The following is a 14,612-nucleotide window of genomic DNA, read 5'->3' as shown; positions in this document are numbered from 1 at the left end:
ATCCCAGTATTCCTGTGTGACCAGCGTCGCCAAACGCCAGACACCTATAACCGGTAGTCAGGTCACAGGAATACTGCCGAACCCGATCCGGTTCAAGGATGCGCGTTTCGCGCCACGGATTTTTTTGTCCTCGGTCCGGCCCGTAAGGGGATGGAAGATGACGGCGTTGACCTTCGGGGAAGCGAGCGCGCAATTTTGCGCGCGCGTACGGGGAGACGCGCGTGCCGCGCGCCGCGTGCCCCATCGCACCGGTGCGCCGGTGCGCCGCGACAGTATGGAAGCGGGGACGTTCGAAGACGTCTTCTTCGCCGCGCCCGCGCCCGGCGAGCCCGACCGCTGGCTGCGCGCCTGCCGCGGCGCACTCGATGCCGGCCGCCGGCTGCGCCGCGAGGCGCGCGCCGGCACGCGGACGCTCAGCGTACGCGAACGGCCGATCGCGGCGCTGACCGGTGCGGCGGTGCGCGTCTTCGAGGAACTGTGCACGCTGGCGCGGCTCCATCGCGGCCGCGTCTTCCCGAGCTACGACTGGCTGGCCGAGGCCACCGCGCTCGGCCGCGCCACCGTCGCGCGCGCGCTCGTGCTGCTCGAGGCGGCGGGCTTCCTCGTCCGCCAGCGCCGCTTCGTCCGGGCCGAGGGGGCAGGGGAGGGGCCGCGCTATCGGCAGACCTCCAACGCCTATCGCGCGCTGCTTCCCGCGACGGTGCTCGCCTATCTGCCGCGCTGGATGCGACCGGCGCCGGTACCGGTCGACCAGCTCGACCACCATCAGGCGCAGGCCGATGCGCAGGCGGCGATGCTCGCAGGGCTTTCGGCGCGCGACCGGGCGCGTGCGACCGTCGATGGCGCGCTCGGCAAGGTCCTCGCCGCACTGGGCGCCGCGATCGATCGAACATGCGAGTCTCAAAACCGGTCTGAATCACTCATAGATTCTATTCATAAGGGAACGAGCGAGTTGGCCTTGCCGGCCAACGCCTGCGCCTGACGGCGGCAAAGCCGAACAGGCGAGATACAAGCACCCTCGACCTAATGGCACAGACAGAAGTGCCGGCTTCGCCGACACATGCTTCCTAGGAGGAGCAAGCGGATAGGGCGGAGAACGATGACGCCCGATGCGAACGATGTGATGATGGGGCGCGCTGATGCGGCTCGCTCGCCATCCGACGCACCGACACGTCTATATGTCGAGGACTTGCCACGTCGGCATGTAGACATGTAGGAGGAGGCTATGGCGACCATCGCGATCATCAGTCAGAAGGGCGGCGCGGGTAAGACGACGCTCGCGCTCCACCTCGCCGCCGCGGCGCAGGATGCCGGCCGCGTCGCGCTGATCGTCGACACCGATCCGCAGGCGACCGCGAGCCAATGGGCGGCCTGGCGCGGCGACGCGCCACCCGAGGTGATCGACAGCCCGCCGCCGCGGCTTGCCGCCAAGGTCGCCGCCGCGACCGAGCAGGGCGCCGAGATGATCGTCATCGACACGCCGCCGCATGCCGACAGCGCCGCGCGCGCCGCGGTCGAGGTCGCCGATCTGGTGCTGATCCCATGCCGGCCGAGCGCGTTCGACCTGTCGGCGATCCAGACCACGGCGAAGCTCGTCCAGCTGCTGCGCAAGCCCGCCTATGTCGTGTTCACCGCGGGATCGCCCAATGCGCCGCGTGTCTATCAGGAGGCGGGCGAACTGGTCGACGGCTTCGGCACGCCGCCCTGCCCGGTGCAGATCCCCGACCGCGCCGCCTATCGCCACGCCAGCGGCGAAGGCCGGACGGTGATGGAATATGAACCCGACGGCAAGGCCGCCGACGACATCCGACAGCTCTACGCGTGGACCTGTCGACAGCTCGGCTTGCCCGAGGCGAAGAGCAAGACCCGCAAGAAGGTGCCCGCATGAGCCGCAAGCCGAGTTTCGCCAACCTGCGCACCGTCGGCGCACCGCCCCCGCCCGCCACCACCCCAACGCCGGTCGCCGCGCCCGTTCCCGCCGCGGGCGCAGGGCAGGGGTCGGCGAGCCGTCAGGGCCGCAAGCAGATCGCCGGCTTCTTCAGCCCGGAAATGTCGTTCGCGATGCACACGCTCGCCCGCCGCCAGGGCCGCAGCCTGCAGGCGCTGATGGCGGAGGCGTTCAACGACGTGTTGAGGAAGCACGGCGAGAGTCCGATCGGCGACTGAGCGCGCGGGGCGGAGTCTCGCGCCCGCGCGGTTCGCCGGCGGAGAGATGTCGTTCCCGTTTCCCGCGTATCTCGCTATGGTGGCGAAGCGTTCCCCCGCCGGCTTCAGACAAGGTGTTATGCCGCGCTGGTGCCGACATTCGGTGCGGCGCTGGTCATCTTCGCCGCGCAGGAGGACCGGGGGCGCAATCGGCTGCTCGACAATACGGCGATGCGGTGGATCGGCGACCGATCCTATGCGATCTATCTCTGGCATTGGCCGATCATTGTCGCGGTAGGGTATCGAAGCGACGGGCACGCTGTTCGACATGGTCGGCATCCTGATCGTCGTGCTGCTGCTCGCCGAATTGACCAAGCGGCTGGTCGAAGATTGCTTCCGTCTGCATGGCGCGGGCGGGCAGGAGTGCGCAGCTTCGTGCCGGTCGCCATCGCCATCGCCGTGCCGCTGCTGCTTGCCGGTGCGCTGCTCGGCTATGTCGCCTGGGATCGCCATCGCTTCGAGCGGGCGCAGCTCGACTCACGCGTCTATCCCGGTGCCGCGCCGCTGACCGGCGCGCCGATGCCGGCTGCGCCCGTCTTTTCCGCCGCGCATCTCGTGCCGCTCGACATCCCCAGCGTCTATGCCGACGGCTGCAGCCTGCCGTTCGGAGCGAGTACGATCCGCGCTTGTCCGGCCGGCGCGCTGCGGGCGGCGACGACGATCGCGGTGGTCGGCGACTCCCATGCCGCGCAATGGCTGCCCGCCTTCGATCGGGCCGGGCAGCGGTGCGGCTGGCGAATCGTGCCGCTGACCAAATCCTCCTGCCCGCTGGTCGCAACGCGGATGGTCCATGCCGATGCCGCCTCCTGCGCCGTTTGGGCGCGCATCGTGCTCGCGACGTTCGCCGCGCACCCGCCGGCGGTGATCGTCTATGCGCTCTACCTCGACGGCGAGGTAGAGGAATTGGCCGACGACGATGCGCGGCTGGCGGCGATCCGGCCGATGCTCGCGCGGCTTGCCGCGCTCGGTTCGCGCGTCATCGTGCTGCGCGATACGCCGCATCTTGCCGTCGATCCGATCGCCGCGCTCGATCGCCCCGCACAGCCGGTGCCGTTGCCGCGTGTCGCCCGGCGCAGTAACATGCTGCGAACCGCGGCGCAGGCGAGCGGTGTGCCGATGCTCGATCTCGACGATTGGTTCTGCCCGCGCGGCCATTGCCGTACGGTGATCGGCAATCTCGTCGTCTGGCGCGACGATCATCATATCACCGCGCATTATGCCGCGACGCTCGCCGCACCGCTCGCCGACCGGCTGGCGCAGCTGATGCCACATCCCTGCCCCCCTACCGGAGCCGCCGCATGCCCCTGACCACGCGCCCGGCGGGCCGGTACGAGACGCTCGACCTGATGCGCGGCCTCGCCGCGGTCGACCTGTTCTTGGCCCTGAGCGGGTTCGTCGTCGCCGCGGCCTATGCGCCCAAGCTTGCCACCGGCATGCGCCTGTCCGCCTTCGCCGCGGTGCGGATGAAGCGATTGTACCCGCTGATCCTGCTCAACGCGCTGATCGGGCTCGCGGGCTATATCCGCGCCTATCCGCCGCGCGATCTGGCGATATTGTTCGTCACTGGGCTCTTGATGCTGCCGACGCCGCTCGGCAGCGCCGAGGAGGGGCATGCCGCGGTTGCGATCAATCCGCCGAGCTGGAGCCTGTTCTGGGAGTTGCTGGTCACTGCGATCTTCGCGCGCTGGGCGTGGCGCTGGTCGCGGCGCGTGCTGGCCGCGATCCTGCTGGTCAGCGGTGTCGCGCTCGCCGCGCAGGCGCTCTCCTACGGCCAGCTGTCGCAAGGCTTCACCTAGGGCAGCTGGTGGGGCGGGGCGGTACACGTCAGCTTCTCGGTCACGCTCGACGTCTGGCTCTACCGGATCGAGCGGCCGCGGTGGCGATTGCCGGTGCCGCTGATCGCGCTCGTCACCTTCGGGATTTTCCTGATGCCGGCGCTGGGGGCGTGGAACGGCCTGTTCGACATGCTGTGCGTCGCGCTCGTCTTCCCGCTGCTGCTGATCGCCGGGAGCAACAGCCATGCGCCGCGGTGGACCCGCGTCTCACTGCTGCTCGGCGAGGCGTCTTACCCCGCCTATATCCTGCAGGGCGGCGTCTATCCGCACATCAAGGGGTTGTGGCGGCATCTGCCGGTCGAGATCGCGGCGACGGGTGGAATCTCGCTGATCGTCTTCTTCGGCGCGCTGGTGGTCGCGCGGCCGTACGAGCGGCTGGTGCGCGCGTTGCTGCCCGGCGTGCGGCGGGTGGAGATGCCGGCGCAGGCGGCGCCGTAGGGAACGGAATTGGCCGGCCATGCCGATAGCTGAGGTGTCACAATGCCCCCGAGCTTGCGCCAACCTGATGGCGTAGTTCGCCGCTGTGTTTGCAAGCCATTGCCGAGGCGGAGTGAACGAATTTCCTTCTATAATGCTGTGAAGTGACAGATGGCGCCGCTGCACGGGGCGGTCGTAGATGCTGATTGATGCGGTCGGCACGCCGCTGCGCCTCAGCCGCAACGAGTGGATCAAGCGCGCCATCCGCTGGCAGCTGTGGGACAGGGCAGGGGTGCTGCGGCTTGCCCCGACAACCGCCGCGGAGATCGGCAAGCTGCGCAAGCAGGTGCTCGCGATCGGGCGCAACATCAACCAGGCGGTGCACGCGATGAATGCGGCGAACATGCCGGGCAGCTCGCTCGACATCGCGCGGATCGCCGAGCCGTTCATTGACACCTGCGCCGAGCTGAAGTCGCAGCTGTTCGCGCTGCGCCGGGCGCTCAGCTGCTACGTCAGCGGCGAGGTTGCCTACTGGACCCGCGCAGCGGCGGAGCAGGAGACGTGAGTTTCCGCCTCTCGCCGGGAACGCTGGACTCGCTGGCGGGCGTGTTCGCGCCGCCCCGTAAACGGCGGTCGCGTGGCGGCGGACGTGGGAAGGGCGGGGCCCGGAACGACGGCGCGATGCTGGCATTTGCCGCGGCGTCGCTCCTGCGCAAGGCCGCGCCGGCGAGCAGCGGTTATCGCCCCAGTGCGCAAGTGAAGCAGCCGTTCGGAGGCGGGTCGCATGCGGCGATCAGCGCGCGCGCACTGCGGACGATGGAGCGCACCGCACGCGGCGTTCCCGAGGTGATGGTGCGCGTCACCGGCCGCCAGCATGGCGGCGGCCACGTGCTCGCCAACATGTCGTATATCAGCCGCCTCGGCCATGGCGAGGACAAGCAGATCGACCTTCATACCAGCGAGGGCGAGGTGCTGCGCGACGGCCGCGATATGCATGCGCTGGCGCAGGACTGGCAGGAGTGGGAGACCGCCGACGAGGCGCGCCGCAAGGGCGCAACGTCGCTGTCGATGATCCTGTCGATGCCGGCGCATACTGACCCGGAAGGCGTCAGAGAGGCGGCGTTGGCGTTCGCGCGCGAGGCGTTCGCGAACCGCTCCTGGGTCGCGGCGCTGCATGTCGACCGCGATCATCCGCACGTCCATCTGACGGTCGCGCGGCGCGATTTCGACGGCCGCCGCTTCAATCCCGATCGCGACGATCTGTTGCGGTATCGCCAGCGTTTCGCGCAGAAGCTGCGCGACCGCGGCATCGAGGCGAACGCCACGCCGGTGCGGGCGCGCGGCGTCGATGCGAGGCACGAACCGATCGCGGCGCGCAAAATTCGCGAGCAGGGCGCGGTGCCGCAGATCGACCGTAACCGGGTCGATCGTGCACGTCGGCTACACGAAAGCGGCCGCGCCGATCCTGCCGAAACCGCGCTGGCGAAACGGCAGGCGGTGGTGCGCGACACGTTCCAGCGCTCGATCGACGAGTTGCGGGCGTCGTCGTCGTTTGTCGATCAGGTGAAGGCGCAAACCTTGCGTAAGTTCATCGCGGCAATGCCGGAGCCGGTGCCGAATTTCTGTGCCCTGCTAGATGATCGTGAGATTGTACCGGCCACGCGTGGGCGCCAGCAGGGTGACGTAACGGCTGACCCCATCGCCGCAGCACTTGCGCGGACGCAAGCGACGAATTCCCGCATCGCCGCCAGACGCGCCGGCCTGCCATCGCGCCATCGATCCCGACAACCCAATCACCGCGGCGCTCGCACGGTTGGAGGCTGTGACGGCGAAGATAGCGGAACGGCGTGCACAGGAAGCCAAGACTGCCGATCCGATTGGGCTGGCACTGGTACGGCTGGAAGCGGCAAGGGCCGAAATCAAAAAGAGGCACCGAAAGGCCAGCGATGCGGCGAATCCGCTAACAGCTACACTGGCTAGAATCAATAAGGCTGCCGAAGCATTAGCGGCGCGGGGGCGGGATGCGGGCGCGGCCAAAATCCCCGGTTGCGATCGGCCGGTGGGTCGCACTGCCGCCGAGCGACCGGAGGAGATGCGGGCGCTCGATGAGCCGGCACGCCGGCCCATGCCGGTATATCGGTTGACAGTGTTGATGCATTCCTGCGTCAGACTCTCGAGCGTGTCCGTGCGCTGGAGCAGGAACGCTGTCGGATGCTGCAGCGCGATTGGTCGCAGGACAGAAGCGGGCCTCGTCGGTAACTTTGATTTGACCAGTATGGCTGCCGAAATTTCGATACTGCCACACTAAGCTTCGAGATGTATAATAAGATATTGATTAATTTATCTATCAATTGTAACTATACCATAGTGTGCTTTCGCGCAGATAGCCGCAACCTTTTCCTGCAAAGCATCATCATCACGGCCATCGGAGAACACGGAGATTGTAGTCGCATAAACCTGCTTGGAAGTGTCATTTGAATTCACTAAAAAGCGCGTATGAGCATTATTGTTTTGCCGAGTAATCTGGTTTACACATGCTTGTACTTGTGCCGCTGGTTGCGACGTCCATATGCCACTCGTCGCCCCTTTTGCTATCTCTGTTGGCATGCGAGGCCCGTTGCTAATGCAACCAGCAAGAGCAAGGAAAGAGCCTGTTGCGATTAACTTCTTCATGATTTCACAACTCCGCATCAAACCATACCGCCCCTATCCCTAGGTATACGGCGGACGCAAGCAGGCCAATTATGAACAGCCGGTTGCGGGACTTTTGTGCTACTCAGAACCGCAGCCGCACACCGGTGCTGATGCTCTCCTGATGATCGTCGCGCCCGGTCTGCGACGAGACGGTGCTGAACAGGTCGAGGCCGGTCGTCAGACGGTAGGCGAGACCCGCCGCGGCGGTGCCGACCAGATCGGCGCGTGCCGCACCCAGCGCGGCCAAGCCGAGGCCGCCACCCGCATAGCCGCCGAGCGCGTCGGTCCGGTTGCCCTTGAACTGGTAGCGCAGCCCGAGCGAGACGAACGGCCGCAGCGGTGCCTCAGAGGCATCGCTGCGCGCGAAGGTCAGCCCGGCGTCGGCGAAGCCGGCGACGTGACGGTCGCGCGCGACGCTGAGCGCGAAGACGCTGCCCGTCTCGGTGAGCGCGGCGCGGGTGGTGCGGACCAGCGTCAGCCCGGCGCGCGGCCGCAGCATCCAGTCGGTCGACAGGCCGAGGTCGTAGCTCAGAGACAGATCGCTGACCCAGCTGTGCAATCCGTACCGCGCATTCGCCGTGCCCGCGCCGGGCAGCGCGCGTGTGCTATGCGCCGTGCCGCCATCGTAGAGGATCGCGGCGGTGACGCCGAGCCCGCCGGGGACGGCATAGCGTGCCTCGACACCGGCGACCGCGCCGTCGAGCTTGGTGCGCGCGGCGAGCGCGTCGATCTGCTGCCGGTCTTTGAGATAGCCGGCGAAGGCGCCGACGCTCCACGTCGCATCGCCGATGCCGACGCCGCCGAGGAAGCCATAGCTCTGACTGCGCGTCGCCGCGGTTCCCGCCGCAGCGTCCGCACCGAGCCGGTGCCAGCCGCCGAGCATCTGCGCGAAGGTGAAGAGGCGGACGTCCTCGCTATCGGTCGCCAGACCCGGCCCGCGCAGGGTCGCGGCGAGCGCGAGCGCATTGTCGACGCCGATCTGGCTCGCCGAGGCATAGGTCTCCGGCGTGAGGCGGGCAAAGGCGGCGGCATCGGACGTGCCGTTGGCGGTGAGCAGCGCCGGCAGCGCCGCGAACAGCGCGCTGTCCGCCGGCTGTGCGACGATCGCGCGGTTGGCGTAGGCGATGCTGCGGCTGATCTGCGCGTTGGTGCCGGCCGGATCGAGGAACTGGCCGAGCAGCTGGAGGCGATCGCCGCGCTGGACGACGAAGCCGAACAGGCTGTCGGGCTTGAGGATCGTCGCATAGCTACCGGTGATGCCGCCGCTGGCGGTGATCAGGTCGTAGCTGGTTCCGGGGCGCAGCGTCCCGCTCGGTGCGAGCTGCAGCGTCGCGCCCGGGGCGATCGTCACCGTACCGTTGACGACGAGCTTGTCGGACACGGTCGGCGTGATCTCGAACAGCGATACCGAGCCCGACTGGAGCGCGACATTGCCGTTGACGGTCATCGTCCCCGGCGAGGCACCGGGGCTGAGGATGCCGGCGACGGTGACGTTGCCGTTGACCGTGCCCGCCGAACCGAAGGTCGCACCGGGCCGGATCAGGAACTGGTCCGCCGACAGCGTCGAGCCCGCCAGCCCGACAAGTCGACCACCCGACATGTCGACAGTGCCGAGCGCGGCATTGCCCGAGACGGTGGCGAAGCCGACGCTCATCGACAGCGTGGCGACCTGCGCGATGCTGCCGAAGGCGACCGGCGCCGCGGGATTGCCGCCCGATATCGCGATCGTGTTGCGGCCGGCGCCGCCGTCGACCGATCCGGCGAAGCGGCCGGCGATGGTCAGGCGGTTGTCGTCATCGCCGAAGCGGAGCTGGCCGGTGGTCAGCGCCGCATTGGCGAGCACGGCAAGGTTGCCGGTACCGCCCACCCGGTCGAACGCATAGGCGCCGGCGAGCGACAGCGTGCCGCTGCCTTCGGTGGTCAGCGTCGCGAAGCCGGTCAGCGCATCGGTCAGCGTCCGGTCGCCGGCGAGGGCGACGGTCGCACTGCCCTGACCACCACCGGCAACGCTGCCGACCAGGGTGCCGCCCGCGGCGAGGCGGAAGCGGGTGTTGCCGGTGCCGAGATCGATGACGCCGGCGAGCGTGCCGCCGTCGGCGACGGTGAGCTGCGTATCGGCGGTGGTGAAGGCGAGGGGGGCTGCGGCGCTGCCGAGCGTCCCCGCGACGGTCATCGCGCCACCGGTCAGCGTGACGCGCTCGAACCCGGTCGCGCTGCCGACCAATGTCACCGGCGCGGCCGCGGTGAAGGCGAGCGTGTCGGTGCCGCTGCCCCCGTCGTAGCGGTCCATCGCGACCGACGTGCCGAGCGCGAGCGTGTCGTCGCCGCCACCCAGCGCGACGCGGGCGATGTCGCCGTCGACGCGCAGCGTCTCGGCGGCATCCGATCCGGTCGCACCGGCGATGCGATAGCCGGCGAGCGTCAGGTCGGCGCTGGCGCCATTCAGCGCGAGGCTGGTGAAATCCTGGTCGAGCGTCAGGCGCAGCGTGCCGGTGCCGCCGACCGCGAGCCGTTCGAATCCGGTGCGCGCGCCGATGCCGCTGCGGTCGCCGGCGAGGACGACCGAGTAGAGATCGTCGCCGGTGCCGCCGTCGACCAATCCGGTGACGCGGCTGTTCGGCCCTTCAACGAACGTGTCGTTGCCCGCACCGAGCGCGACCGCGCCGAGGATGGTGCCGTTGTTGATCACCGTCTCGTCGCCGCTGCTGGCGGTCAGCGCGACCGGGCCGCTGGTCGCCAGCGTATCGCCCGCGGCGACGGTGATGGTGCCGCCGACCAGGCCGATCGTGCCGAAGCCGAAGCTGCCGAGATAGTTGACGTTGCCCTGACCGGTCTGACTCAGCCCTTCGAAGTGCACGAACTGCGCGGCGTTGATCGTGCCGCCACCGGTCGCATCGACGATCAGCAGGTCGGTGCCGTCGCCGCCGTCGACCTTACCGGTCAGCGTCGCATTGGCCTGCTGGAGGAAGATGTCGTCGCCGGCACCGAGGAAGACGTCACCGGTGATCGTGCCGCGATTTTCGATCCGGTCATTGCCGCCGCCGAGACCGATCGAGCCGATAATCGTGCCGGTGTTGACGATGCGGTTGTCGGCATTGCCGATGGTCTGGATCGCGCCGGCGAGCCGGTCGCTGCCGAGATAATAGGACAGGTAGTCGTTGCCGGCGAGCGCGGTACCGTTGCTGCCGCGGATCGTGCCGGCGTTGGTGAGGTGGAGCGCGCCGCGGCCCATGATCGCGGCCGACAGCGTGCCGGTCGCCTCGATCGTGCCGGTCGCGGTGTTGGTGATCGCGGCAATGTCGCCGGTGTTGACGGAATAGCGCACCGCCGCCGCGGGAAGAGTTTCACCGAACAACGCGTCGGCCGGCACGGCGGTGCCGCCGCCATTGGCGCGAATCGCGCCACTGTTGACCAGCGTGGCGCTCTGCGCGCCGGGCGAGTTGCCGAACGCGCTCAATGCCACTGCATGGCCGCTGATGGCGTCGGTCGCGACCGTGCCGCTGTTGTTGAGCAAGACGGTGGCGACGCCGTCGATGGCGTAGCTGCGCGCCGACAGCGTCACCCCGTAGCCGCCGACGGTGATCGTGCCGCTGTTGGTCATCGCCAACGTGATCGGGACGGGGGGCGATGTCGTCGCCACCGGCTGGGGGTTAATGTAGTAATAATAAGGATCGTAATAGGGCCAATAGGCCTGGACGGCGGCATAGACGCCGCCGCCGGTGATCGTGCCGCTGTTGGCGATCGTCGTCGACTGCCCGCCGGTCAGATAGATCGTGTTGCTATTGCTGTTGCCGCTGTTGCTGATCGTGCCGGTGTTGACGAAGGACGGCGTCTCATAGAGCGACAGCGCCTGTCCCTTGAGCGTCGTCGCACCGAGCATGCCGGTGTTGGTGAACGCGCCGGTCTCACCGTAAAAGCCGCCGGCGATCGTGCCGCTGTTGGTGAAGGCGGCGAGTTGTGCGTCGGTATAGGTCGGGTCCTGGGCGGTGTTATAGTAATTCCCCGTCGAGACCGTGCCGTTCAGCGTCGCAGCATTGACGATCGCGCCATCGCCAGAAACCCGCACGTCGCCGTTATATGGCGCTGCGGCGCCGATCGTGACGACGGTGCCGGTGCCGCGTGCGCGCGCACCCTCATATTCGAAATTGATCGCGGTAAGCGCCCCGAGCGTCACCGTGCCGCTGGTCGAACGGGCATGGATATAGGTGTCGGCGCCGGCACCGCCATCGATGATGCCGCTGACCCCGCCGACATCGTCCATCGCGACGAATACGTCGTCGCCACCGCCGAAGCGCAGGTCGCCGGCGATCGTGCCGCCGTTGGCGACATAGACCGCCGGGTTCCAAGCGCGGCCGCCATTGGTCGCATAACCAAGATCGACCGTGCCGGTGATCGTGCCGGCATTGCTGAGCGTGCCGCCGCCCATCTGGATCGCCTGTCCGGCACCACCGGCGATCGTGCCGCCGGCGAAGTTGGTGACGGTGAGGCCGTAGGACGAATAGGCATAGGCATCCAGACCGATCGCGAGGCCGCCGGAACTGGCGAGGCGACCTGAATTGATAATGGTGCTGTTATAGGTGTTGCTGAGTTCCACCGCGGTGCCGGCGACGTCGATCGTGCCGCTATTGGTGAGATTGGTGACGCCGCTGATCCCGATCGCAACCCGACCGCCGCTGGCCTGCACGATCGCGCCGCTGTTGGTGACGTCCCGCCCGCTCAAGATGCCGGTCGCGCCGTCGAGGGTGATCGTGCCGCTGTTGGTGACGGTCTTGCCGCCGGCGATCGCGTTGATGCGGCTGTAGGCGTTCGCCACGCGATCGACGACGGTGATCGTGCCGGCGTTGGTGAACGTGTCGTCCCCGGTCAGCGCCACTGCCGTATAGGGGTAGGTGTTGCTGTCCGATCGGTCGAGCGTCAGCGCGCCGCGGCTGGTGATGGTGAGCCCGCGCGTCGCCGGCTGCGCCTCGCCCGGCGCGAGCAGCAGCGACGTGATCTGGATCGTCGGCTGGCTGGTGGCGGTGATCGTCGCGTCGAGATCGACGACGCCCTGGCCGGCGAGCGTCAGCGGCGGGACGTACAGGCCGGGGGCCTGCGTCGCAGCGCCGGTCAGCGTCAATGTCGCGCCGTCGTAGAGATCGTAGCCGATGCTGGCGAAGCCGGCCGGGGTGGCGAGGCTGGTCGCGGTATCGCTGCGGACGCGATAGCGCAAAGTCGCGTTGGCGGCAGTAATCGTGCCAGTGATGCCGGCGATCCGCTCGCCGCCGCTGCCCGCCAATTCCGCGACGAGCGTATCGCTAGCACCGAGCGTCAGATTGCCGTTCACCACGCCGCCCGCCAGCGCGAAGAAGCGGTTGGCGTTATAGCTGCCGCCATAGCCGCTGCCGACCAGCGTCACGGCGCCGTTGATCGTGCCGGCATTGATGATCGTCGCATTGGATAAGCCGGAGGATGTGCCGGCGACGCCGCCGTTGATCGTGCCGCCGGCGCGATTGTCGAGTACGCCGTACCAATCGACCAGCACACCGGTGCCGGGTGAGGTGATCGTGCCGGTATTGACGAACGAGGAAGAGATACGGGCGCCGGCGACCTTGCCTTCGATCAGACCGCTGTTGCTCCAGTTGGCGCCGTAGGAGCCGGACAGGACGACGCCGGTGCCGTTGGTCGAGCGGATCGTGCCAGCATTGGTGAAGCTGGGACCGAACAGAGATACCGCGGTTCCCGCCGCGGTGATCGTGCCGCTGACGGTGTTGACGACGCTGCCCTCCGTGCTCGAATCGACACCGGCGCCGGTCGCGTCGATCGTGCCGCTGTTCTCGAAGCGGGTGGTATAGGAGCCGAGGGTGACCGCGGCAGTGCCGGCGACGCCGTTGGTCGTGCGGATCGTGCCGGCGTTGACGAAGGTCGCATAGCTGCTCGTCGTATAATCGGCGCCGGTAAGCACCGCCTGCGTCGCCGCCGACAGGGTGGTGCGGTTGATCACCGTGCCGCCGCCGGCAATCGACAGCGTGCCCGGGATCGTCAGGCCGTCAGCGAGCGTCGTCGTCGTCTGAGCATCTGGTGCGAGGTTCAGCCGCTCGAAGTTGGTCGGCAAGGCGATCGGCGCTGCCAGAATCGTGTCGCCGGTCAGTCGGAGGCTGACGGTATCGGTACCCGATCCGCCGTCGACCGCTCCGCTGATGCCGGTGACCAGTCGCGTGCCGTCCCAGCCGGCGACGAGCGTATCGTTACCGGCGCCGAAGGTCACCGAGCCGTTGATCGTGCCGGTACGCGAATCGATCGTGCTCCCGCCCGGGTAGCTGCCGCTGGCGGCGATGGCGATGTTACCGCTGATCAGGCCGCTATTGGTGAGGATGAGATTGCTGTTGGCGTTGATCGCCGTGGTACCCGCGGTGGTGATCCGCCCGGCTGCGTCATTGACGATCGCAAGCGAGACACCGCTGATTGCCGCTCCGCTACCGGTGTTACTGATCAGGCCGGTGTTGACCAACGCACTACCGGTGTAGAGATTGGCGAGGGACGCAGCGCTGCCTGCGGCGGTGATCGTGCCGCTGTTGCTGATGGTGGCGTAGTAGATGGTACTATTGCCCCAATCGATAGCGCTGCGCGCGGCGCCATCGATCATTCCGGCATTGGTGAGCGTCCGGACCGTACCGCTGATCGCGCCGATCGTGCCTGTCGCGCGATTGGTGATCGCGAAGCCGCCGTAGCCCGGCGTGCTCGCGAGCAGCGCGATGCCACTGGTGCCAGTCAGCGTGCCGCTGTTGTCGATCGTCGCGGTGGCGCTGCCATAGCCATAGCCTGCGCCGCTGCTGCGGCCGACGACAAGCGCGTTGCTGCCGGTGACGCCCCCCCCTTGCGCGACGATGAGGTTGAGATTGGCGTCGTTATAACCGTAGCCACTCGCCGGTGTCTGCCACAGCAGGCTGATTCCCGGTTGCACACCGCCATCAACCGTACCAGCAACGGTGACGCCGACGGCGCTGCCGTAATCGGTCGACGGCAGCGTCACTGCGATCCCCGGCCGGCCACCGCCTTGCACCGTCACACCGGTGGGAACGTTGACCGTCGTGCCGTAGGTGGTGACAACGAGTCCGTCGCTATCAGTGCCGGTGCAATTGGTGGGGGTGTTCGTCTGGGTGGGATCGGGTGCGCATTGCGCGAATGCAGGCGCGGCTGCGACAATTGCCAGCGCAAGACCACTCGTATGTAGAGCACGCACCCGTACTCGCCGCGTCGACGTCATCGTCCCGATCATTCTAGAACCCCCGGTATGTGACAGTACCTTAGAAAGGGGGTGGATTTCTGTCTAGTTAAGACGACCGGGGAATATATGTGCCGCTGCGACCAGCTGTTATCGACTTTAACTATAATTAATTGCGGATGGCAGCGAAACCATCGTTCGCAGGATCGGTCGGCGGTGACGGGCGGCTACTGGATGATGCGGGACAGCGACTATGTTTT

Annotated in this window: 11 protein-coding genes; 8 read left to right on the top strand and 3 right to left on the bottom strand. The window is 67.6% G+C overall.

Going from position 1 to position 14,612, the window contains the following annotated elements; all coding sequences use genetic code 11:
- Positions 1–157: 157 nt before the first annotated feature.
- The 3 genes from PBN85_RS18845 to PBN85_RS18835 all read left to right on the top strand — a co-directional run bounded on the left by PBN85_RS18845 (position 158) and on the right by PBN85_RS18835 (position 2,166).
- Complete coding sequence (locus PBN85_RS18845; RefSeq protein ID WP_271301167.1) at positions 158–982, top strand: helix-turn-helix domain-containing protein; 825 nt, start codon at positions 158–160, stop codon at positions 980–982.
- Between the two features lie 243 nt (positions 983–1,225).
- Positions 1,226–1,888 (top strand): ParA family partition ATPase, encoded by a 663-nt coding sequence (gene parA / locus PBN85_RS18840; protein ID WP_271301166.1) that lies wholly within the window; start codon positions 1,226–1,228, stop codon positions 1,886–1,888.
- Positions 1,885–2,166, top strand: coding sequence for a ribbon-helix-helix domain-containing protein (locus tag PBN85_RS18835; RefSeq protein WP_271301165.1), 282 nt, complete (start codon positions 1,885–1,887; stop codon positions 2,164–2,166). Before parA ends, PBN85_RS18835 begins: the two co-directional genes overlap by 4 nt.
- A gap of 262 nt (positions 2,167–2,428) precedes the next feature.
- On the opposite strand, the gene PBN85_RS18830 is transcribed toward PBN85_RS18835, so the two are convergent.
- Positions 2,429–2,551 (bottom strand): hypothetical protein, encoded by a 123-nt coding sequence (locus PBN85_RS18830; RefSeq protein ID WP_271301164.1) that lies wholly within the window; start codon positions 2,549–2,551, stop codon positions 2,429–2,431.
- Positions 2,552–2,568: 17 nt separating this feature from the next.
- Here PBN85_RS18830 and PBN85_RS18825 point away from each other — a divergent pair, with 17 nt between their 5' ends.
- The 5 genes from PBN85_RS18825 (at position 2,569) to PBN85_RS18805 (ending at position 6,437) form a co-directional block, all read left to right on the top strand.
- Positions 2,569–3,513 (top strand): SGNH hydrolase domain-containing protein, encoded by a 945-nt coding sequence (locus PBN85_RS18825; protein ID WP_271301163.1) that lies wholly within the window; start codon positions 2,569–2,571, stop codon positions 3,511–3,513.
- Positions 3,504–4,001 (top strand): acyltransferase family protein, encoded by a 498-nt coding sequence (locus tag PBN85_RS18820; RefSeq protein WP_271301162.1) that lies wholly within the window; start codon positions 3,504–3,506, stop codon positions 3,999–4,001. Before PBN85_RS18825 ends, PBN85_RS18820 begins: the two co-directional genes overlap by 10 nt.
- A 93-nt stretch (positions 4,002–4,094) precedes the next feature.
- Complete coding sequence (locus PBN85_RS18815; protein WP_271301161.1) at positions 4,095–4,478, top strand: hypothetical protein; 384 nt, start codon at positions 4,095–4,097, stop codon at positions 4,476–4,478.
- Positions 4,479–4,656: 178 nt separating this feature from the next.
- Positions 4,657–5,022: a hypothetical protein gene (locus PBN85_RS18810; protein ID WP_333781847.1), complete on the top strand. Its 366-nt coding sequence runs from the start codon at positions 4,657–4,659 to the stop codon at positions 5,020–5,022.
- Positions 5,019–6,437, top strand: coding sequence for a relaxase/mobilization nuclease domain-containing protein (locus tag PBN85_RS18805; RefSeq protein WP_271301160.1), 1,419 nt, complete (start codon positions 5,019–5,021; stop codon positions 6,435–6,437). Before PBN85_RS18810 ends, PBN85_RS18805 begins: the two co-directional genes overlap by 4 nt.
- Positions 6,438–6,797: 360 nt before the next feature.
- On the opposite strand, the gene PBN85_RS18800 is transcribed toward PBN85_RS18805, so the two are convergent.
- Positions 6,798–7,130 carry a hypothetical protein gene (locus PBN85_RS18800; RefSeq protein WP_271301159.1) on the bottom strand — a complete coding sequence of 111 codons (333 nt, stop codon included), beginning with the start codon at positions 7,128–7,130 and terminating at the stop codon, positions 6,798–6,800.
- 103 nt (positions 7,131–7,233) lie between these two features.
- The gene (locus PBN85_RS18795; RefSeq protein ID WP_271301158.1) at positions 7,234–14,196 is read right to left on the bottom strand and encodes an autotransporter outer membrane beta-barrel domain-containing protein; all 6,963 of its coding nucleotides are present in this window, start codon (positions 14,194–14,196) and stop codon (positions 7,234–7,236) included.
- Positions 14,197–14,612: the final 416 nt, after the last annotated feature.

The sequence above is a fragment of the Sphingomonas sp. CV7422 genome (genome assembly GCF_027945725.1).
GTDB lineage: Bacteria > Pseudomonadota > Alphaproteobacteria > Sphingomonadales > Sphingomonadaceae > Sphingomonas > Sphingomonas kyungheensis.
This window is presented reverse-complemented; position numbering and strand designations above follow the sequence as displayed.

What these genes read in the sequence shown, in the direction of transcription:
- parA (WP_271301166.1), top strand. Translation starts at nt 1,226, where the DNA reads ATGGCGACCATCGCGATCATCAGTCAGAAGGGCGGCGCGGGTAAGACG.
- PBN85_RS18810 (WP_333781847.1), top strand. Translation starts at nt 4,657, where the DNA reads ATGCTGATTGATGCGGTCGGCACGCCGCTGCGCCTCAGCCGCAACGAG.
- PBN85_RS18830 (WP_271301164.1), bottom strand. Translation starts at nt 2,551, where the DNA reads ATGCAGACGGAAGCAATCTTCGACCAGCCGCTTGGTCAATTCGGCGAG.
- PBN85_RS18820 (WP_271301162.1), top strand. Translation starts at nt 3,504, where the DNA reads ATGCCCCTGACCACGCGCCCGGCGGGCCGGTACGAGACGCTCGACCTG.
- PBN85_RS18835 (WP_271301165.1), top strand. Translation starts at nt 1,885, where the DNA reads ATGAGCCGCAAGCCGAGTTTCGCCAACCTGCGCACCGTCGGCGCACCG.
- PBN85_RS18800 (WP_271301159.1), bottom strand. Translation starts at nt 7,130, where the DNA reads ATGAAGAAGTTAATCGCAACAGGCTCTTTCCTTGCTCTTGCTGGTTGC.
- PBN85_RS18845 (WP_271301167.1), top strand. Translation starts at nt 158, where the DNA reads ATGACGGCGTTGACCTTCGGGGAAGCGAGCGCGCAATTTTGCGCGCGC.